Origin of the sequence: Methanosarcina barkeri 3 (genome assembly GCF_000970305.1) — an archaeon.
Classification (GTDB): domain Archaea; phylum Halobacteriota; class Methanosarcinia; order Methanosarcinales; family Methanosarcinaceae; genus Methanosarcina; species Methanosarcina barkeri_A.
In genome coordinates, this window is record NZ_CP009517.1 from 4,297,666 (window position 1) to 4,318,351 (window position 20,686).

Consider the following 20,686-nt stretch of genomic DNA (forward strand, 5'->3'; position numbering starts at 1 on the left):
CTATTTAACCGTTTTTTGTGAAGATCTCCTATGTATGTTCTTATCTAACCAGTTTTATGTTATTTTACTAGCAATCAAATCTAAGAAAACAGATACGTCTACGGATAGTGAAATAGAAGGTAAGTTTTATCAAAATCCTAATTTGAAAATCTCTTAGATTTACACCGAATATTACAAGTGCTATTGACCTGTAAGCAGGGTTAATCTCTTCAAAGCTCTTCTCTTCAAAGCTCTGGATACTCAGGACTCCTTTAAATATGCGAATCAAGCCTTCAAATTTTTAATGCCCTTAAATATTTAATGACTTACTTTTTTCGAAATCACATAACTTTAATCCCTCTTTTAATATTGGAAAATATAACGCGTTGGAAAATTCAGATAAGCATGAAATTTAAGGAAAAGCTTGTTTTTAAAAGGGGAAAATATTACACGTCAGTAAAAAAAGAATGTCGGTTAAGCTATATACAATTGAGAGAATATTTAATTGATAATCAGAGAGTCAAAATAAGTAATAATCTCTGGAAATAAATCCTGAAAAAACTCCTAAACCCCAGTTACAGTGTCATGGCAATGTCTCGTCATTTTTCGATATTCTGTAGAGACATTGCCATTATCCAGAGATTGATTCGGACTCTGCTTAACTTATGGAAGGTGTAAAGGCATGAAATGTATACTAATCGGAGGCTTCCCGGGAAGCGGGAAAACCACACTGATAAGAAAGCTCGTCGAACACCTGGGAAAACAGGGGCAGAAAGTAGCAGTTATGGTTAACGAGATCGAAGAAATAGGAATAAATAATACTATCTCAAAAGGGGAGATTGAAACCAGGGAAATTACAAGTGACTGTGTCTACTTTACCCTGAAAATCAGCATGGAACACACATTGAGAGATCTCATTTCATCTTATAGTCCGGACACTATTATAATAGAACCCACAGGAATAGCTTTCCCTGGGCAAATAAAAAGAAATATTGAGAATATGAGAATCCCAGGAATAACTTTTGCCCCAATAGTGAATCTTGTGGATGCTGGGCAACTGGGTCAAGAGACAGGCGAGCTGCAACATTTCATGAAAAATCAGGTAGGAGAGGCTGAGATCCTGGGTATTAATAAAGTCGAATTGATAAACAATCGTGAAGAGCTCCTGGAAATCTGCCTGTTCCTGCGCAAATTAAACCCTAAAGCAAGAATGATTCATTTTTCGGCTCGTTACGGAGGAGAAAATTTTGACAAATTGCTCGAGTTGCTGGAAGAAAATAGCAGGAGAAAAGTGACTCTAGGCAAGAAAAACTCAATTCAAATGTCTGGAGTTTCGGTTTGTTCATCCTAATTTGAAATTGCGCTACAGGAGGCCCATCGAAAAAGCAATTTTTGTTTCCGAGTAGATCCTGGAAAGCATAAGAAATCAGGCAGAAAAACTGAACTTTAAATTTGTGTCAGACCATAATTTCAATTCAAATCTAGAAAGCATAAGAGATAAGGCAGAAAAGCTGAATTCCGAATTCATAGGACACATTAAGCTTTCTTTCAGGCTTCAGGAAATAAAGATGCTTTCTGCAGTAACGTCCGTACCCACAGATGAGCTTATTAAAGCTGCAGATGGTAATAAGCAGACATCTGAAAGAAAGGCAACTTTCCTTCAAAAAGTGGAAAGAAAAAGGCCAGGCTATAGCCAGGCCACAATCATTTATTAAGTTGAAAAGCTTTGGCCTTCCTTTACTGTTTTATTATTGTTCTTTTTTGGAATACTCTTCATAACGTTTTAAAGCCTTTGGTTTTGTAGTTTTGTTGTTGCAGCAGACCTGTTTTAACACATGAAAATAAAATAATTTTTACATTGGAAACTTGATTATGGAAAATCAATCGTTTAATGATAGACTACCAATTTTGCTATTTTTGCAATATTTGCTAGGTTTTTTGTTCCATGCAAAACGCTTATTTTTAACTATTTTGTGACTTAAACCGATAATAGCTTCTATAGAACATTTAAGATATATGTTTCATGGAGTATACAATAACTATAGAGAATGTGGTGGCATCCACTACCCTGGCGGAAGAGTTCGATCTGCAGAAGATTGAGGCAGGGCTGGAGAGAGCAGAATATAATAAAGCGAAATTTCCTGGCCTGGTCTACAGAATTGAGAGTCCAAAGGCTGCTTTTCTAATTTTCACCTCCGGAAAAGTAGTATGTACCGGAGCTAAGACTGTCAAAAATGCTAATATGGCCATAATCAATCTGGCTAACACGCTCAGATCCATTGGCTGTGAGAAAATAAATCCAGAACCTGAGGTTCATATTCAGAATATTGTAGCCACCGCTGATTTGGAAACTAACCTGAACCTGAATACCATTGTTATAGCCTTTGGTATGGAAAACGTAGAGTACGAACCAGAGGTATTTCCCGGGCTTGTTTACAGGCTAGGGGACCCCAAGATAGTAGTGCTAATATTCAGCTCTGGCAAACTGGTGATCACAGGCGGCAAGTCTCCCGAAGATTGCGAGAAGGGACTGCAGGTTATAAAAAAAGAGTTTGATAACTTAGGACTTCTTTATTGAATCTTTTTAAATTCGATAGTAAGAATGATGGGTTTTTCAGCCTGGCAAAGATAAGGACACCCAAGTAGGAAGAACGTTTCCGGTTTGAAAGTTTCCTATTGGGGACAGTTGCGGCATGGACATAGATAAATGATAAAGGAAGAATGTTTCCTGAAAAGGACAACCGCGACCGGTCACACAAAAACTTTATATATGATAAAATGGTCATCGCCCCCTGTCAAGAAGCTGACCCTCAAATAGAGAGGTAAAGTACTCTTTCAGCTATTTGGAGAAAACTGACTACGGATCAGCAGCAGAATTTCAAACAGTTATAAAGAGGCATACTTGATGAAAAATCCAATACAGAGATGGAATAACCTTCCAGGAAAATAGTTTGTCTCTGTTTAAAAAAGAGTTGAAAAACGGCAAAAAAACGAATCTGAATAAACTCCAGAGAGTTAAAAGATCGGAGTTATGAAAGCTCTCAAGCAGTTTCCACCAAAAGCAAGAAATTAGGTGATTTCTGAGGAGAACTGAACAGGAGATTCACTTCACTTGTGTGCTTTCAAAAACATACTTTGATCATCCAATTTTTTGCCTTCTCAAATCTCCAGTAAGAAAACAAATCTACTTGATAACCTCCTCGCTCAAAGTAAAAACCTCCTTATCTTCACCTCCTGCAATAAAATCTCCTTTGAATGGAAAATAATTGTCACATAAATTTTGATCTCATTGTTTAGATCAAAGAGGACAAAAAAATACTTCTTTTTAATAAAATCATTTGCAGAGAAAATTGAGAAGAGAATTATAAAATTATAACGATTCAAAAATTAGCATCGGTGAAGGTATATGCAATAAAATCTAACTGTGATCTGCAAGTGCATCCCGGAATACTAAAGGGAGTACACTTATCAGAATTAACTGGAAAAAAGATCATTAGAGCCAGGAAATGGAAAATAAAAAATATCTGGGCCTGGCAACTAAAGAGCTTTCTGAGAAGACTTAAAAACGGGAATAAAAACGGGAAAAATAACTCAAAAGCCTTTTCAGAAAGCTTGAAAAACGAGAGAAAGGATTGAAATCCAGCTTCTGAATAACCAGTACACCACTTAAAGTTATCTAGTTCCCCCAAATGGAAGGAATTCGATCTGGAGGTTTTCGAATTCTTTGACATTGTATTTAAGAAGTATCCGGCAAAAAAGCTTGAGAACTTCAGGGAGATGTAACTTGCAGGGTCAACGATCTGAGCAATCCGAGACCTTTTTGCTAAATGGAGGTTAAAATATGTTGGATTTGAAACTGGAAGACATCGACGGCATATTAGTACGCTACAACGTCGCCCTCGAAAAGGAAATGACCCCTGATGAAGCCGCAGAAGAGCTTTATCCAAAAGACGAACTCATCTATCCTGTTGCAAAAGCAATCTATGAGGGAGAAGAGGATGACGTAGTTGACGCACTTCAGGCTGCAATCGATGCAGGCAAGAAGCCAATCGACCTTATCGATGATGCCCTGATGGTAGGAATGGGAGTTGTAACCCAGCTCTACGACGATGGTATCATTTTCCTCCCGAACGTTATGATGTCCGCTGATGCCATGCTGGCAGGTATTGACTTCTGTAAGAGCCAGACAACTGAAGTTCCCGAGCCAAAGGGCAAGGTTGTCTGCCATGTTGCAGAAGGCGACGTCCATGACATCGGAAAGAACATTGTTGCTGCCCTTCTGAGAGCAAACGGCTACGAGGTAATTGACCTTGGAAGAGATGTTCCTGTAGACGAAGTAATCGCTGCAGTTGAAAAAGAAAAGCCAATGATGCTCACAGGTACTGCTCTCATGACAACCACCATGTATGCATTTAAGGAAGTTAATGATAAGCTCCTTGAAAAGGGAATAAAACTCCCATTCGCATGTGGTGGCGGTGCTGTGAACCAGGACTTCGTGTCTCAGTATGACCTTGGAGTTTACGGTGAAGAAGCTGCAGACGCCCCCAAGATTGCTGACGCAATCGTTGCAGGTACTACAGATATCACAGCATTAAGAGAGGAATTCCACAAACACTGAGGAGGGAGCAAAAATGGTAAAAAAATACACTTCAATGGCTTACGCTAACGCAGATGAACTAATTTTCGGAAATTCAAAGTTCCCTGTAAAAGCAGGGCTTGGCCTTGAAATCGGTGCAGGTTACACATCCCCCGAAGTTAACTATGCCCCAAGGCCTGGCGCCGGTGCATCCAAAGAAAAGCTCATCAAAGAGTATGAAAGGATCACCACTGATATTATGGCAAGAATGGTCCAGATCGGAGCTCCCTCTGTTGTACTTGAAACTGAACACGTTCAGCAGATGTCCAACAACCCATCCTGGGGAGGAGCTGTTGCACATGCCCAGAAGACCATCATGGAAGAATACCATGACGAATACGGCATAAAGTGTGCACTTCGTCACACAATTGGTGACATTCGTGAAGACCGCGACTACCTCCAGCTCAGAGGAGACAAGTACAGCACCTTTATGGAAGCCTTTGAAGAAGTTGCCAACAATGGTGCAGACCTGCTTGCAGTTGAATCAATGGGCGGTAAGGAAGTCTTCGACTATTCTATTCTGAGAAACGACACTGCAGGTATTCTCTTCGGTATCGGTGTGCTCGGTAGCATGGACATGGAAATGGTCTGGTCCGACATTGCAGATGTTGCAAAGAAGACCGGAACTGTAGCTTCTGGTGACACAGACTGTGCCCAGGCAAACACTGCAATGTTCATTGCAGGTGGTCTGCTTGACAAGAACCTTGCTCACACAACTGCAATTGTTGCAAGGGCAATCTCTGCAGCAAGATCCCTCTGTGCATATGAAGCCGGTGCAGTAGGCCCTGGAAAGGACTGTGGTTACGAAAACAGTATCATAAAGTCCATTGCAGGTGTGCCAATTACTCAGGAAGGTAAGACTTCAACCTGTGCCCACTCTGACCTGATGGGTAACATTGTCATGCAGTGCTGTGACCTCTGGTCCAACGAATCAGTTGAATACCATGGTGAATTCGGCGGTACCACTGTTCAGTGCTGGTCCGAGACTCTTGCATACGACTGTTCCATGATGAACGTTGCACTTAAGACCGGAAAAGCAAAGGATCTCAGAGACATTCTCGTGCTCTCGGACAAATACAGAGACCCGCAGGGCTATGTGCTTGCCTATGACAACGCATACAAGGTAGGACAGGCAATCGCAAAGGATGGAGAGAACAACTACCTCCGTGCAAAGAACGCAGCAATCGAATGTTGCAACATCGTCGAAGAAGGTGTCAACTCCGGCAAGCTCAGACTTACAAGATTCGAAACCAATGCTCTTGCAAAGGTTAAGGCTGACCTCGAAGCTCTCACCGACGATGCTGACAAGTTCATGAGCGACAACCTGACAAAGTTCAAACAAGAAGTTGCAGTTTTCAAACCTGAAAACTACGGGCTCTAAGCCCTAAACTTCTTTTTTTTGATTTTTTTTAGGAAATTGGCTTCAGGTGAAACCATGAGCGAAAACGTAGGAACTGCTACCGTAATAGTTGACAAGACTGCAAATGCTGCCCCCCTTGGTTTTACCGGACTGGGCCTTGCAGCAGTCCTGTTAAGTCTGAGCTACATCGGGGTATACCCTGTAGAATCAATGATTGTCTCGATGGCAATATTTCTAGGTGGGTTCGCCCAGGTATTTGCAGGAATTATGTGCTGGAAAAAAGGAGATGTTTTCGCAGGGACTGCATTTTCCGCTTTTGGCCTATTCTGGTTCTCACTGGCAGGATTACTTATTATGCCTGCAATCGGATGGGCTGAAGCGTCGTCTGGAACTGCTATGGCCGCGTATCTCTTCATCTGGGGTGTTTATACCTTTGTTATGCTGATCGTTACTATGAAAATAGGAGTCCGTGCCCTCCAGTTTGTCTTTGTTACATTATTTTTGTTATTTATATTGCTTGCTGTTGTAAACGCAACCGGCAGTACAGGGTTGCTTGTAATAGCTGGCTATGTAGGACTTGTTATGGGCCTTGGAGCTCTTTATACAGCTCTTGGCATGGTAATGAATGAAATCCACGGGAAAACTGTAATCCCACTCTAAAATAGTAAAACAATCAGCATTTATTGAGTAAAACCTTGAACACCTGAAGAAAAAACCTGCACCAACCTCGAGAACTGTGTTAAATCCGTAAAACCGCAGGAATAAATATTAAAAAACAACCTAAAATATTAAAAATAGTAAAATATTAAAAACAGTAAAACATTAAAAAACAGTGTAAAACAAAGTCTAAGGCAGGCATAGGTCTTAAGCCTGTGCTTGCCAATCCTCCCAATATAATTAAATCCAAAACTGCAAGAAACAGTAAAAACAGCGTAAAATAAAGTCTAAGGCAGGCATAGGTCAATAAGCCTGTGCTGCCAATCCTCCCAATATTATTGCATGAGTGGCTAACCTCTGCATTATGACCGCGTTATAAAATATAGGCACTTGAGTGCCTGTTTAATTTTTAGAAATAATATCGTTTTTGTTTTTACCAAGCCTTCTCAAAAAATGCTTGAGCGAAAACCTTTTGAGAAAAGGTTTTATCGAAAACCAGAGAACCATTTAGATTTGAAAAACTTATCCCCTAACCCTATAGGCGTGATCAACCGGCTCAATGGTTGCAGCACAGCCTTTGTGAAAAAGGAATGATCGAAATAAAAAGATACGCTAGAAGGAAGATTGGAAGAACTAGTTAACGGTGAACTTCGAATGCAAGCGGATAAAAAGCTTGACGAAACCCGCAATAAAACCCGCAATAAATCTTATTTGGGGCTTGCTTTGAGTTTGACATTGACACTTTTCAAGCTGCTAGCCGGGACTTTGGGAAATAGTACTTTACTTCTCGCCGATGCAGTTCATTCTTTCTCCGAATTTATCAATGAGTGTACAAAATTTTTGGATTATTCTATTGGAAGCAAACCTGAGGATGAAAGTCACAACTACGGACATGGAAAAGTCACAACCCTCTGCGTGGGAGCAGGGGCTTTAATTCTACTTTTTGCAAGTTTTCATACAATTTCTCTGAGTTCCGGAAAACTGCTCATGTTTTTGCAGAGTAAAGAGCCCGGAACTCCTGAAGTCACTGCACTCTATGCCGCAATTGCAGCCTTTGTATTAAGAAATATTATGGCTATCTTGATAGGAAATCCTGAAGTACAAGTTAAAGAGGTTTCCTCGAAAGATTATGTCCCCATAAAACACTTATCAATCATCCAGATAAAAAACCTATTAGCCATCCATATAAAACACTTATCAATCATCCAGATAAAAAACCTATTAGCCATCCATATAAAATACTTATCAGTTGTCCCAGTGAAATACTTATTAGCTATCCCAATAAAAGAATTATTAGCCGTCCGGATAAAAAAGTTATTAGTTATTCCAATAAAAGATGTACTGATATTCGGCTTTGTTATTGCAGGCATAGGCTGCACGTTCCTACCTGAAAAAGGCTTTAAAATAGCTGATTCTTTCGTTGCACTTTTTTTAAGCCTCTATCTTCTTGAAACTTCAGGCAAACTTCTCTACAAGACTGCAAACGAGTTGATAGAAGCCTCCCTTGATGAGGAAAATAACCTTAGAATTAGGGAGATTATAGACAAAACCGAAAACGTCACAGGTTCCGGGGAACTTAAAACCCGCAGGATAGGAAAGAATATAGCAATCAATGCTAGTGTCAATGTGAATAATTCCCTGAATGTTCTGGAAGCTGCAGAGATAGCAAACCTGGTAGAAGAGAGGCTGAAAGCATCTTTTACGGAAGATATATACGTATTGATAAAAATCGAGCCCGTAGAAGTAGTGAATAAGAGTTTCAAAAACAAAGTAGATTTGCTAATGGGAAGACAGGAGAAAAGGCAAATTTATTTTAATAAAATAAAAACATAGAAAAAATAAAATAATATGATAATAATGGTGTGAAAAAACGGATGTGAACTTTCCGGATATAGGTTTAAATCGATACCAGACTTAAGAAAAGTATGAATTTTAACGATTGATAAGAAATTAATTACCTGAAATTAAGTAAATTTGAAAATACTGAAAATTATCTGGTTCGCAAAAGAGGTTGAAAATGCACTACAGTCTTGGAATCGATGCAGGAGGCACTTATACTGATGCCGTTATCGTTAGGGACTCGGACGGATCTGTCATCGAATTCAGTAAAGCGCTTACTACTTATCCCGATCCACTCCCTGGAATGAAAAATGCTATTGATGCACTTACTCCAGAGTACCTTAAAGACATTAAACTGGTATCCGTATCTACGACCCTGTCTACGAATACTATCCTGGAAAGCACCGGGTTTCCAGTAGGGTTAATTATGGTAGGGGATTATGTGATTCCTGAGAAACTTCCTACGGCTTACTGGGTGACAGTCTCTGGTGGGCATAACAATGACGGGGAAGAGTTACAGACTCTTGACATCGCTTCCGTAAAAGAATTTGCCCTAAAGGTAAAAGATAAGGTTTCTGCTTTTGCGGTTTCTTCATACTTCAGTAACCGCAACCCGGAACATGAGCTTGCTGTCAAAAAAGTAGTAAAGGAATTTACAGGGCACCCTGTTGTTTGCGGACACGAACTTTCTCAGGATCTTGGAGCCTATGAAAGGGCTATAACTGCATTTCTTAACGCCCAGTTAATTCCTGTTACTCACAAATTTATTCAGGCGATAGTCAAGGAATTTGAAATCAGAGGTATAAACGCAAACTTATTGATGTTGAAATGTGATGGGTCAGTGGTAGGGATAGAAGAAGCCCTGGAAAAACCCATTGAGACAATATTTTCAGGGCCTGCCGCAAGCCTTGTTGGGGCATCTCATCTGAGCAGGTTCAACACCTGTGCTATGATTGACGTTGGCGGTACGAGCACGGACGTAGCCATGATAGTGAACGGGCTTCCCCAACTTAGCAATATAGGTGCCGTTGTCGGAGGCTGGCAAACCCGAGTAAAAGCTATTCGTATGGAGACCTCTGCAACAGGGGGAGACAGTCATATCTGGGTAAAAGGTGATCGAATTTATATCGGTCCTCGTCGGGTAATTCCACTCTGTCGGGCTTCGGTCACTTACCCCGGTTTCAAGGAAAAACTGAAATTGAACAAGGTTGCAAAAGGGTATCTCTGTGAAAGCATCCAGGTAACAAAATTTTATGTCAGGACCGATTTCAAACCTATTGAACTGAAGGCCGGAGAGCGGGAAATCTACAGGCATATAGGAAAAGAGCCTGTTTCCTTCGGGGATCTGCTAATAGCCCTGAAAAAACGCCCAGCTCCATCTATTCTGGACTCATTAGTCCAGAAAAGGTTAATCCAATCAATAGGCTTTACTCCTACTGATGCCCTTCACGTGCTTGGAGAATATACCGAATGGGATGTGGAGGCTGCAACAATTGGGGCTTCCATGCTTGGGAGAATACTGAAGCAGAGCCCGGAAACTTTCAGTGCGGAAGCAAAACGCAGGGTTGCACGAAATATTGCCGAAGACCTTATTGCTTATCTTATAGAAGGAATGCCAAGAAACGAGATTGATAGGGTTCTTCTTGGAAGGAACTTTACCCGTTTCAGAGTTGAAATTCCCGTAGTGCTTTTAGGAGGGCCCGTAAAGGCATACGTTGAGGATCTGAGAACCCTTATAAATGCTGATTTCATAGTTCCAGAGCATGCTGAGGTTGGTAATGCTGTGGGAGCCCTTGTCGGAAAAGGAATTAAAAGAGTAGAGATTCTTATAAAAACAAAAGTCATTAAATCTCTTGAAGGTAAGGCTGAGAATATAGATAATGAGGCTCATGAGAAGTGTACTGCAGAAAATACTTTGCCGTATGAAACTAAAAATGAGTTCATTGTCTTTTCCCCATCTGAAAGAACGAAATTTGAAAGCTATCATGAAGCCGTTGAGTTCGCAGAAAAGCTTGGAAGACAGCTTGTTATGGACTACATGGTGAGTGCAGGACTTCAAAAGGAGAATATAAATATAGACGTAAGCCGGAAGCATCTAGCGCCAAGCGGCTGGACTGATGTGCCCCTGGAAACAAAACTTGTTTTCGTAGGAGTAGGAATCCCAAAAACTACGATTACAGCCTGAGAGGACAAAGTAAACTGGAATATCAGCAGCCGGATAATATAAACAGAAATATATATCTTGAGAATACCTTTACAATTCCGGATAAAAGGATGTACACAGCTAAAAAAAAGGATCTGAAATGTGTAACATAAAGTAAAAATGGGGCTGTTTTGATATGCAATATAGTCTGGGTATTGACGCAGGCGGAACCTGCACCGATGCTGTAATTTTAAGAGATTCGGACAGCCGGATCCTTGATACCAGCAAGGCAATTACTACCTATCCGGACCTTATGGTCGGAATTCGAAATGCACTTGATAAACTAAATCCGGAGTATCTTAGCAAAGTAAAACTGGTATCGGTTTCCACAACCCTGTCAACAAATACCATTCTCGAAAAAACAGGGTATCCTGTTGGTCTGATTCTGGTAGGGAACTATACTGTCCCAAGAGAACTTCCAGCAGATTACTGTACTACTGTAAAAGGAGGGCATGACAGCAATGGAGATGAGCTGCAGCCTCTGGACCTTACTGCCGTGGAACAGTTTGCAGTAAGCCTGAAAAAGAAAGTTTCCGCATTTGCGGTGTCTTCGTACTTCAGCACAAGAAACCCGGAACATGAGCTTAAAGTAAAGGAAATAATTCTTAAATTGACAGGGCATCCTGTGGTTTGCGGACATGAATTATCTCAGGAGCTTGGAGCTTACGAAAGGGCGGCTACCGCTGTCTTAAATGCCCAGCTAATTCCTATAACATACCAGTTTATTCATTCTATCACTGCCGAAATAAAGAAAAGAAACCTTGATGCGAAAATCTTTATGCTGAAATGTGACGGCTCGGTTATAGATATAAAAGGTGCAAAACTACGTCCCATTGAAACCATATTCTCAGGCCCTGCTGCAAGTATTAAGGGAGCTTCTTACCTTTCAGGGCTGGACACCTGTGCCGTAATCGATGTGGGAGGAACAAGTACGGATGTTTCCATAATAAAGAACGGAGTCCCTGAGCTTTGTGAGAAAGGAGCAGTTGTAGGAGGCTGGCAAACCCGAGTAAAAGCGATAAGAACAGAGAGTTCGGCAAATGGGGGAGATAGCCATGTGTGGTTTAAGAAATGCATCAGGATAGGCCCGAGAAGAGTTATGCCACTCTGCGTTGCTGCTGTACTGTACCCCCACTTTAAAGAAAAACTTGAAAACAATCCCGTGCCCTTAAGAACTATGCTCAGTGAGCATACTCAGCCTACAAAATTCTTTGTCAGCACCGGAGCAGACCCTATTAGTCCTACAGAAAGCGAGAAGAAGTTACTTGAGATTATAAAAGACGAACCTCTTTCTATTCACGAAATTTTAAATAAAATGAAGCGGTTTCCCTCTCCAGCAGTCCTTGATTCACTAGTTCAGCAACGTGTAATCCAGGCTATAGGCTTCACACCGACTGATGCCCTGCATGTGCTTGGGGAATATACCGAATGGGATGTGGAAGCTGCCCAGATAGGAGCAAAAAAACTTTCGCGTTTTACTCAAATGGGAATTCATGCTTTTTGCAAAAAGATAAAGCAGCAAGTTGCAAAAAATATGGTTTACAATTTGATGTCTTATATCATGGAAGGCAGGGGAAAAGAAGGGATAAAGAAAATGCTGGAGGAAGATGTTCCTGTACAGTACAAATTAAATATTCCCATAGTCCTGCTCGGAGGCCCTGTAAAGGCTTATTATGAAGATATCAAGGCACTTATTGATGCAGAGATTATAGTTCCTGAGCAGGCTAGTGTAGGAAATGCAGTTGGAGCTCTAGTAGGAAAAGGAATTAAAAGAATTGAGATAATTGTAAGACCATCCTCAATGGAAAATCCAGACCAGAACTTCCTGGTATTTACCCCTGCAGGAAGGAAGAAGTTTGAGCAGTATCAGATGGCAGTAGAATATTCCTATAAAACTGGAGAAGAACTTATTCTGGACTCAATGAAAGATTTTGGACTTCCAGAAGGCTCAATAAAAATAAGCACAAGTATGGAATACCTTTCTCCACCTGGCTGGAAACATACGCCAATGGAAACAAAAATAACTTTTATAGGTGTCTGTACTCCGGGGGACTTAGTTTAATAAATCGAATATTATTTATATATAAAAGTTAATTTAAACAGCTGGAGAAATATTCAATTTGGAAAAAACAGCAAGAGAAATACTCAATTTGAAGAAGAACAGCCAGAGAACCAGCCTGCCGGAAAGAAGGATCGGCTACAACTGCAAGTTACTGAATAACAGGAAGTAAGAGAACATGGATTCTTCACTTATTGATCTTGTTTTCCGCTCCGATAAGAGAAAAAACCTTCTTATACTGCTGGATAGCGGCTCAAAAAATATTGACGAAATCAAGAATACACTGGACGTTACAGCTACCTCGATCCTCCCCCAGATAAAGAAACTGATCGATCATGACCTTATTGTCCAGGAAGACAGAATGTATAAACTCACAGTTCTGGGAGAATTCATTATCAAGAAGATAAAACCCCTAATAAGTGCTCTAGAAGTAATTGAGAAAAATAACTCATACTGGACAGGTCACGATCTGAACGCAATCCCACGCCACTTGCTGGAACGTGTATCCGAGTTAGGAGACTGTACCTTTATAGAGCCGGACCTTAATCACATATATGAACCTTCTCAAGAAATAATTGACAGCATGGCCAATGCAAAGCATGCTTCGACTTTTGCTTCATATTTCAACCCTGCCTATCTTCCCCTGTATGTTGAACTTGGCAGAAAAGATGCTGAACTTTCCCTGAATTTTACTCAATCTGTCTGGGACCATCTATCAAACGAACACTCAAATATGATAAATGAATTAATGGGTATGGATAATGTAAGCCTGTATGTTTCCAAAGAAGGAATAAAGCTTACTGAGATTACCGTGACCGATAGGACAATGTTGCTGGGTCTTTTTGATAAAAAGGGAAAATTCGACCAGCAATTCATTATAAGCTCCGAATCCAGTGCTCTTTTATGGGGCCAGGAACTGTTTGATTATTTCAAGAGGCTTTCCAGACAGGTAAATAAGATATGAAAAGATATAGATCTATATAATCCCTAACTACTTCTAAAATATACTAATGTTTAAGTTAATGAGAGAAGTACGTCACAAAAACTGTCAGATAGAAGTTTTTTGGGAACTAATCAAAGGATAATAAAAATAATATATTTACAAGTAATATTATGGTATTATGATATATCACATATCATATATGATATTATGATATTATAATATATGATATGTGATATATGATATTATGACACATAAAAATGGTAATTTTCTTTGTATCGCAAGTATAAATCTCAAAAGCCCTCAAGCATGAACCCCAAAAAGAACCCTAAAAGAACCCCAAAACTCTCCCAACCCTGAATTTCCTTATCCCAGCAAAAACTATAATGGCAAGGATAAAGGCAAAAAGTTCAGAGATTTAGTATAGAGATATATATGATGTCACATATAATAATAGGATGAGACCTAAGAGAGGGAATTAGATGGATTCATCACTACTGGATGTTCTCTTTCTTTCAGAAAAAAGGAAAAATCTACTTTTGCTGCTTCTGGACGGACCCAAGAACATCGAAGAAATCAAAAGTACACTTGATGTCCGCTCGAGCCCAATAATGACCCAGATAAAGATACTGATGAAGCAGGACCTTATTGTTGAGAATAACAGACTCTACAAACTTTCCAGTATAGGAGAGATTCTAGTTCCGAAGATGAAGACAATCCTTGAGACATTTAACGTTTTTGATAAAAACCACGACTACTGGATAAATCAGGATATGACATCAATCCCTCCTGAGTTTCTCGATGAAATAGGAAAGCTTGGAAACTATATTGAAGTAAACCCTGACCGAAACCACGTGTTTGAATATCCAAAAGAAGTTGTAAAACATCTGTCCGAATCTGATAAAGTGAGAATTTCATCCTCCTTTTTCCTACCTATCTATCCGTCCCTGTGCATCGAGCTTGCCGCAAAGGGCACGGACATAACTCTGGTGTTTACAGAATATGTTTATGATAGAATGCTCAATGACTACAAAAAGGAACTTGAACATTTCCTGAACCTGAAACATACCAAACTCTATGTCTGCAATAATAACAATATGAAAATTGCTTCAAGTATAGTCACGGAAAAGTTCATGGCACTCTCTCTCTTCTGCAATAGCGGAATTTACTACAATCATAACCTGGTAAGTTTTGATGAAAGCGCACTCAAGTGGGGAAAAAACCTTTTCGATCACTACAAAGGTATAGCAAGACCTATAACCAGAGTGTAAAAAATCAAGACATTAATTATTTCCATATCACTTTACTATGGAACATGTTTTTATTTTGTTCTTCAATTCGTGTTTTTTAGCCTCATCAATAAAAGGACACGCCTCCAATAGTTTAACCAGATCAATTTTTACTCTGTATTCGCTAAAGCAGTTCAGCATTTATTCAGGCGTCGAACCTTCCGTTATAAAAAAGGACTTTTGTCCCCCCTTCCAACCGATAAGAAGTAACCTTTGAGCTTAAACTCGTCTACCTCATTTTCGGAAGACTTTACCCATAAACTTCATGTCCAGAATGCCAGGTACACAGATTATATCGAAAATAGATCTTACAAACTTCAGCAGTACCTTTCATTGAAAGGAAATTAACTGGCTGAGCAGGTCTGCTCTGTGCTCGTTACGGAACCAAACTAAAAGATCATTATTAAAGTTTCAACTCCCGATAAGCATAAAGGATAATTTATAATTAAGAATAGATACCCTTATGGAGAACACTTTTTAGGAAGACTCCTCAAAAGCTATTGTCATTATCTTTCGCTTCACATTTGCATTCTCTGCAGAACATGTCCCTTGCCTAAATCTCTACCTAAAGCAGTATATTAAGACAAAAAGGAGAAGCAACAAAGAGGAGAATTAGCAAAGAGGAGAATTAGCAAAGAGGAGAATTAGCAAAGAGGAGAATTAGCAAAGAGGAGAATTAGCAAAGAGGAGAATTAGCAAAGAGGAGAATTAGCAAAGAGGAGAATTAGCAAAGAGGAGAATCAACGAAAAAATCAACAAAAAATCAGCAAAAAGAAAAATCAGCAAAGAAAAAAATCAAAATGAATTTACGTCCCGACTGAGACTTGAACTCAGGTCTAAGGCTCCGCAGGCCTCAAGGATATCCACTACCCTATCGGGACACAAGCGAGCAACACTGATAAGCACATTCAAGGATATAAACTTTATTCTTCAAGAGACGACCTAACCCCTAATTCTCAGATCTGAGCTCGGCCCGGAAGTTGAAGAAAAAATCCTACTTCTCCGACATCACTATCAATAAAGATTAAATGCAACAAGTTCGTTTTTATAATTTATGTCAATGACTATAGGACTTGCAGGAAAACCCAATGCGGGGAAATCCACTTTTTTCAAAGCTGCTACACTTGCAGACGTTGAAATTGCAAATTATCCTTTTACAACTATCAATGCTAATCATGGAGTTACCTATGTTCGAGTTGAATGTCCCTGCAAAGAGAAGGAAAAGAGATGCGGAAAGTGTGTGGACGGAGTGAGGCTTGTTCCGATTGATATAATTGACGTTGCCGGACTTGTCCCTGACGCATACAAAGGAAGGGGACTTGGAAATACTTTTCTGGATGAACTCAGGCAAGCTCAGGCAATTATTCATGTAGTAGATGCCTCAGGTGGGACTGACGCCGAGGGCAATCCTGTAGATATAGGAGATCATGACCCTCTTGAAGATGTAGCTTTCCTGAATAGGGAAATCACAATGTGGCTTTATGGCATTCTGGAAAGAAACTGGGTCAAGCTTGCCAGAAAAATTCAGGCTGAAGGGCTCAAACTCGAAGTAGTAATTGCAGAACAGCTTGCTGGAGCAGGAATAAGAGAGTCCCATGTTAGTGCAGCTTTAACAGAAACAGGGCTTGCAAGACTTGACCACGTTAAATGGAGCGAAGAAGACATGATCCGGCTCTGCGACACAATGAGAGAAATCAGCAAACCTCTACTTCTCGCCGCAAATAAAGCTGATATCGCTTCAAGAGAAAACCTGGACAGGCTTAAAGACCTTGATAGAATAGTAGTCCCTGTAAGTGCAGCAGCCGAGCTGGCACTTAAGTCTGCAGCAAAAAACGGGCTCATTAAGTACAGTCCGGGAGACAGAAAATTTGAAGTGCTTGACGGGGACCTTACAAAAGCCCAGAAAAAAGGGCTCGAAGCTATTTATAAAGTTATTGAGAGGCTTGGCAGTACAGGTGTCCAGGAGTGCATAAACAGGACTGTCTTCGAACTTCTAGATCTTATTGTTGTATATCCTGTTGAAGATGAAGGAAAATGGTCTGATAAAGTTGGGAATATGCTTCCTGATGCCTACCTTATGAAAAGAGGATCTACCTGCCATGACCTTGCTTACCAGATCCATACTGATATAGGAGACCGATTTTTATATGCAGTAGATGCAAGAACAAGGCTCAGGCTTGGGGAAAAGCATGAACTGAAAAATGGTGATGTAATCAAGATTGTATCCACTGCAAAGTAAACAACAAAATAATAACTTGATAAACCGAAAATGTTGTTATCCGAACAGGTAAATCGGAGCAGTTCTGGAAAGGACTGTGAAGTTAAAATGAAAAATAGAAAAGATGAAATAGTGGATTGCTTTAGCTTGTCAGGGAGGATATTTTCCAGATGGATCTACGTTCTTTTGCATATCCGGTTTATGAGAGGTACCTGACCTGGCAAATAGCCAGGGAATTTTCAAATCTTCCCGGACATGTAGCAATCATACTCAAAGAAACTGACCTTTTTGACCCTGAAGGAATAGAGAGGCTCATATCTACACTTAGTATTTTTAGAAAATTCGGGGTTCAAATCGTGAGCATCTATGTTGACATCCTGAAAACTGATCCGGCTTTGAAAGCCGAAGTCGCATCAACGCTCAAAGCACAGCTGGAAAAGAGCTTTTCTAGCCTTCCTGCTGGCGCAGGTTATAGAATTTATGGAGCTGACGGAGAGGTAAATAGCACTGCTCCTGGAAAGGACTTTTTTGTTTATGTATCATTGGGATTTGGAGGAAGAGATGAAATTATGAGGGCTGTACTGACGATCCTTTCCAAAGTTGAAACAGGAACTGTCAAGCCTGAAGAGGTGGATGAAAAAATGCTCGAATCTCATCTCCTTGTCAACCACGAACCTGATATCATGATTCGTTCTGGAGGGCAGAATCTTTCGGATTTTCTGGTTTGGCAGTCAGTTTATTCGGAACTTTATTTTACAGATGTTAACTGGAAAGATGTACGAAAGGTCGACCTGTTGAGAGCTATGAGGGACTTTCAGAAAAGAAAGAGAAGATACGGAAGGTGAGTTGAGCTGGAATCCGGACAAAAGCGCGAAAATCTTCGCTATGCAGTGATTGTATGCCCAAAATGCCGACAGCATGCCCAGATAATAGAAACTGGAAAAAAAACACTAAAATGCCAGAATTGCGGTGCTCTCCTGCAAACCCGAAAATTGAGAGTATTTCACTTCTCCGAAGATCTTGAAGATTCAGTGCTTTTTCGAACTCGTCTGCAAGCTGAAATATCAGGAAAAGGCAGAAAAGACTTTTCACTGGATTTTTCCTCCACCGAGTCTGAACCTTTAACCCCTGAAGTTAAAACTCCCGTAAAAGAACTTAAAGTTTCAGAAAAAAATCCTTCCAGATTCCTTCCTGCAACAAAAGACCCAAAATTAATTCTTCTCAAAATTTTAAAAACTACAGGTGGGAAAATAGAAAAAGAAGAACTTCAACAGAAAGCCTTTGAAAAAGGAATAACTCAAGAGAAATTTGAAACAATTCTCAAAAACCTCCTGGAAACAGGAGAACTTTACTCTCCTCAACCAGGAATTATAAAAATTGTATGAAATATCAATAATTTCAACACAAACCCCACACAAACTAATAACTAACCCAGAACTCGACAACCAGATCGAACAGGGAAGATCCAATTCAAACGGAACAGCCACTGAAAACACGTAAATTAGCAACTTTTAAAATTAGTCCATCTGAGTGAACCAAAAACATTCTATATCGAAATTAGTTCTCCTTAACAAACTGAAAAATAATCTTTCTTACCCATTATTCAGTCCTCTTGAGCGAAGCGAAAGAGGCAACATGCTCCCGAAGCGCAATTTAGGAGATAAAATATATTAACTACAAAAAGATTTACTATAATTGAATATAAAAAAGAAAAGAATCTATTTCAGGCAAGCTAAAAGATATAGTGTTTGCTCGAAAATGTTTGAAGAGTATAGAATTTTGTCATGATTGCAGATAATGTTTTATCATAAAGTATAACGGTGTTAAACATGATGGATCCGCAAATTGAGCGAAAACTCATTGAAATTATGAGGGTGATTCACGAAAGTGACAAGCCTATAGGTGCCCGGGCAATAGCTGATGAACTTAATAACCGGGGCTATGATATAGGAGAGCGGGCTGTCCGCTACCATCTAAGGATCCTGGACGAGAGAGGGTTCACAAGCAAGCACGGGTATGCAGGACGTACACTTACCGAGCTTGGAGAAAGGGAGATGAATGAAGCCCTCATAGCAGATCGCTTTGGTTTTGTAATATCCCGAATAGAAGAGATGGCTTTCAGGACCTCATATAACCCCGAGACCAACGAAGGAGTAGTGCCTGTAAATATTTCATACTTTGATAAGGATGATTTGGAAACTGTTATTGAAATTGTTTCATACACTGCACACGAAGGATATATGATAAGCCCAAGAGTGAGAATAATCGAAGAAGATGAAGAGCTGTTTTCCCTGCCTCCCGGAAAAATCGGAATAGCTACGGTCTGCAGCGTTGCTTTTGACGGGCTCCTTCTCAAAGCGGGCATCCCTGTAGAACCTGCCTACGGTGGGATTCTTCAAATCGAAAATCGAAAACCTGCACGGTTTTCAGATTTGATTTCCTACAGTGGAACCTCAATTGATCCCATACAGATTTTCATGAGCAGAAGAACCACTTCTGTCCTCGACGTACTTGAAAAGGGAGAAGGCAAAATCCTTGCCAATATTCGGCAGATCAATTTATCAGCTTACGAAAGAGCCAGAGAAATTATGGAAAAGGTAGAAAAAGTTGGCCTTGCAGGTTATTTTCCTCCGGGAGAAGTAGGTGAAACCCTACTTGGAGCGCCTATCGAAACCGGGAAGTTCGGGATTGCAATCGTAGGAGGCATTAACGGCATCTGTGCCCTTGAAGAAACCGGAATTAAAATCAAGACGAATCCTGTTTCTACTGTTATGGAATATAAAACCATGACAGAAATCTGAGGAAACCCGATGTTCAGGCTTACTGTTATCTATGACAACAAAACCGGTCAGGGCTTTACAGGAAGCTGGGGTTTTTCAGCTCTCATTGAAACTAGTCATGAAACCCTTCTTTTTGACACCGGGTGGGATGGACTTCTCCTCCTTAGACATATGAAGAGGCTCAATATTGACCCAGAAGGTGTCGGAAAACTGATTCTCTCTCACCAGCACTGGGACCATATCGGAGGTCTTCCTGAGGTTCTTCAGGCAAATCGTGGGCTTGAAGTCTATGTTCCTGCTTCTTTTTCGGAGAATCTTAAAAGAGAAATTGAGAAAAGAGCGATTCTTACCGAAATAAAAGAGTCTGTAGAAATCTCTCATGGTATCAGGAGTACAGGAGAACTCGGAGACAAAATAAAGGAGCAGGCGCTTATTCTGAATACGGGAAACGGATCTTACGTACTTACAGGCTGCGCTCACCCCGGAATTTCCACAATCCTGGATACTGCCAGTCAGTACGGAAAAGTAAAGGGAATTTTAGGAGGGCTTCACGATAACGAGGAGTTTGAAAGGCTGAGAGGGATGGAACTCATAGCAGCAGGGCATTGTACTGCTCATAGAGAAAAAATAAAAGAAATTTTTCCGGCGAGTTTTGTAGAAATTGAAGTCGGTCTGCGCATTGATCTGGAATAAATTGAAAGACTCTAAAGAATCAAGAGCTCCTGT

General features: G+C 40.3%; 16 protein-coding genes and 1 tRNA gene. 16 read left to right on the forward strand and 1 reads right to left on the reverse strand.

Annotation, left to right across the window (positions count from 1 at the left end):
- The first annotated feature begins 661 nt into the window (after positions 1 to 661).
- From MSBR3_RS21250 to MSBR3_RS17645, 11 genes are all read left to right on the forward strand, one after another.
- A complete protein-coding gene (locus tag MSBR3_RS21250; RefSeq protein WP_052723467.1) occupies positions 662 to 1,330 on the forward strand; it encodes a GTP-binding protein in 669 nt (222 codons plus the stop codon).
- Positions 1,331 to 1,433: 103 nt separating this feature from the next.
- Positions 1,434 to 1,694, forward strand: a complete 261-nt coding sequence (locus MSBR3_RS21255) for a hypothetical protein (RefSeq protein ID WP_048109502.1) — start codon at positions 1,434 to 1,436, stop codon at positions 1,692 to 1,694.
- Positions 1,695 to 2,002: 308 nt separating this feature from the next.
- Complete coding sequence (locus MSBR3_RS17595) at positions 2,003 to 2,557, forward strand: TATA-box-binding protein (protein WP_048109503.1); 555 nt, start codon at positions 2,003 to 2,005, stop codon at positions 2,555 to 2,557.
- A gap of 1,263 nt (positions 2,558 to 3,820) precedes the next feature.
- Complete coding sequence (gene mtaC, locus MSBR3_RS17605; RefSeq protein ID WP_048109505.1) at positions 3,821 to 4,597, forward strand: methanol--corrinoid protein MtaC; 777 nt, start codon at positions 3,821 to 3,823, stop codon at positions 4,595 to 4,597.
- A 13-nt stretch (positions 4,598 to 4,610) separates the two neighbouring features.
- On the forward strand, positions 4,611 to 5,996 hold the full coding sequence (gene mtaB, locus MSBR3_RS17610; protein WP_048109507.1) for a methanol--corrinoid protein co-methyltransferase MtaB: 1,386 nt from the start codon (positions 4,611 to 4,613) through the stop codon (positions 5,994 to 5,996).
- Between the two features lie 54 nt (positions 5,997 to 6,050).
- On the forward strand, positions 6,051 to 6,635 hold the full coding sequence (locus MSBR3_RS17615; protein WP_048109509.1) for an acetate uptake transporter: 585 nt from the start codon (positions 6,051 to 6,053) through the stop codon (positions 6,633 to 6,635).
- Positions 6,636 to 7,286: 651 nt separating this feature from the next.
- On the forward strand, positions 7,287 to 8,465 hold the full coding sequence (locus tag MSBR3_RS19095; protein ID WP_155396857.1) for a cation diffusion facilitator family transporter: 1,179 nt from the start codon (positions 7,287 to 7,289) through the stop codon (positions 8,463 to 8,465).
- Between the two features lie 184 nt (positions 8,466 to 8,649).
- The gene (locus MSBR3_RS17630; protein WP_048109511.1) at positions 8,650 to 10,656 is read left to right on the forward strand and encodes a hydantoinase/oxoprolinase family protein; all 2,007 of its coding nucleotides are present in this window, start codon (positions 8,650 to 8,652) and stop codon (positions 10,654 to 10,656) included.
- Between the two features lie 154 nt (positions 10,657 to 10,810).
- Positions 10,811 to 12,736 (forward strand): hydantoinase/oxoprolinase N-terminal domain-containing protein, encoded by a 1,926-nt coding sequence (locus MSBR3_RS17635; protein WP_048109512.1) that lies wholly within the window; start codon positions 10,811 to 10,813, stop codon positions 12,734 to 12,736.
- 175 nt (positions 12,737 to 12,911) lie between these two features.
- The gene (locus MSBR3_RS17640; protein ID WP_048109514.1) at positions 12,912 to 13,697 is read left to right on the forward strand and encodes a helix-turn-helix transcriptional regulator; all 786 of its coding nucleotides are present in this window, start codon (positions 12,912 to 12,914) and stop codon (positions 13,695 to 13,697) included.
- A gap of 458 nt (positions 13,698 to 14,155) precedes the next feature.
- The gene (locus MSBR3_RS17645; RefSeq protein WP_048109515.1) at positions 14,156 to 14,944 is read left to right on the forward strand and encodes a helix-turn-helix transcriptional regulator; all 789 of its coding nucleotides are present in this window, start codon (positions 14,156 to 14,158) and stop codon (positions 14,942 to 14,944) included.
- A gap of 827 nt (positions 14,945 to 15,771) precedes the next feature.
- Here MSBR3_RS17645 and MSBR3_RS17650 read toward each other — a convergent pair.
- A tRNA-Arg gene (locus MSBR3_RS17650) sits at positions 15,772 to 15,843 on the reverse strand.
- A 173-nt stretch (positions 15,844 to 16,016) separates the two neighbouring features.
- Between MSBR3_RS17650 and MSBR3_RS17655 the strand changes: the two genes are divergently transcribed.
- The 5 genes from MSBR3_RS17655 to MSBR3_RS17675 all read left to right on the forward strand — a co-directional run bounded on the left by MSBR3_RS17655 (position 16,017) and on the right by MSBR3_RS17675 (position 20,653).
- Entirely contained in the window at positions 16,017 to 17,201 is a 1,185-nt protein-coding gene (locus MSBR3_RS17655; protein ID WP_048109516.1) for a redox-regulated ATPase YchF, read from the forward strand.
- A 149-nt stretch (positions 17,202 to 17,350) separates the two neighbouring features.
- Positions 17,351 to 18,025, forward strand: a complete 675-nt coding sequence (locus MSBR3_RS17660) for an undecaprenyl diphosphate synthase family protein (RefSeq protein ID WP_048109517.1) — start codon at positions 17,351 to 17,353, stop codon at positions 18,023 to 18,025.
- A gap of 45 nt (positions 18,026 to 18,070) precedes the next feature.
- Positions 18,071 to 18,565, forward strand: a complete 495-nt coding sequence (locus tag MSBR3_RS17665; protein WP_048109518.1) for a DUF5817 domain-containing protein — start codon at positions 18,071 to 18,073, stop codon at positions 18,563 to 18,565.
- A gap of 444 nt (positions 18,566 to 19,009) precedes the next feature.
- Positions 19,010 to 19,981 (forward strand): DUF128 domain-containing protein, encoded by a 972-nt coding sequence (locus MSBR3_RS17670; protein ID WP_048109519.1) that lies wholly within the window; start codon positions 19,010 to 19,012, stop codon positions 19,979 to 19,981.
- A gap of 9 nt (positions 19,982 to 19,990) precedes the next feature.
- Positions 19,991 to 20,653, forward strand: a complete 663-nt coding sequence (locus MSBR3_RS17675; RefSeq protein ID WP_048109522.1) for an MBL fold metallo-hydrolase — start codon at positions 19,991 to 19,993, stop codon at positions 20,651 to 20,653.
- Positions 20,654 to 20,686: the final 33 nt, after the last annotated feature.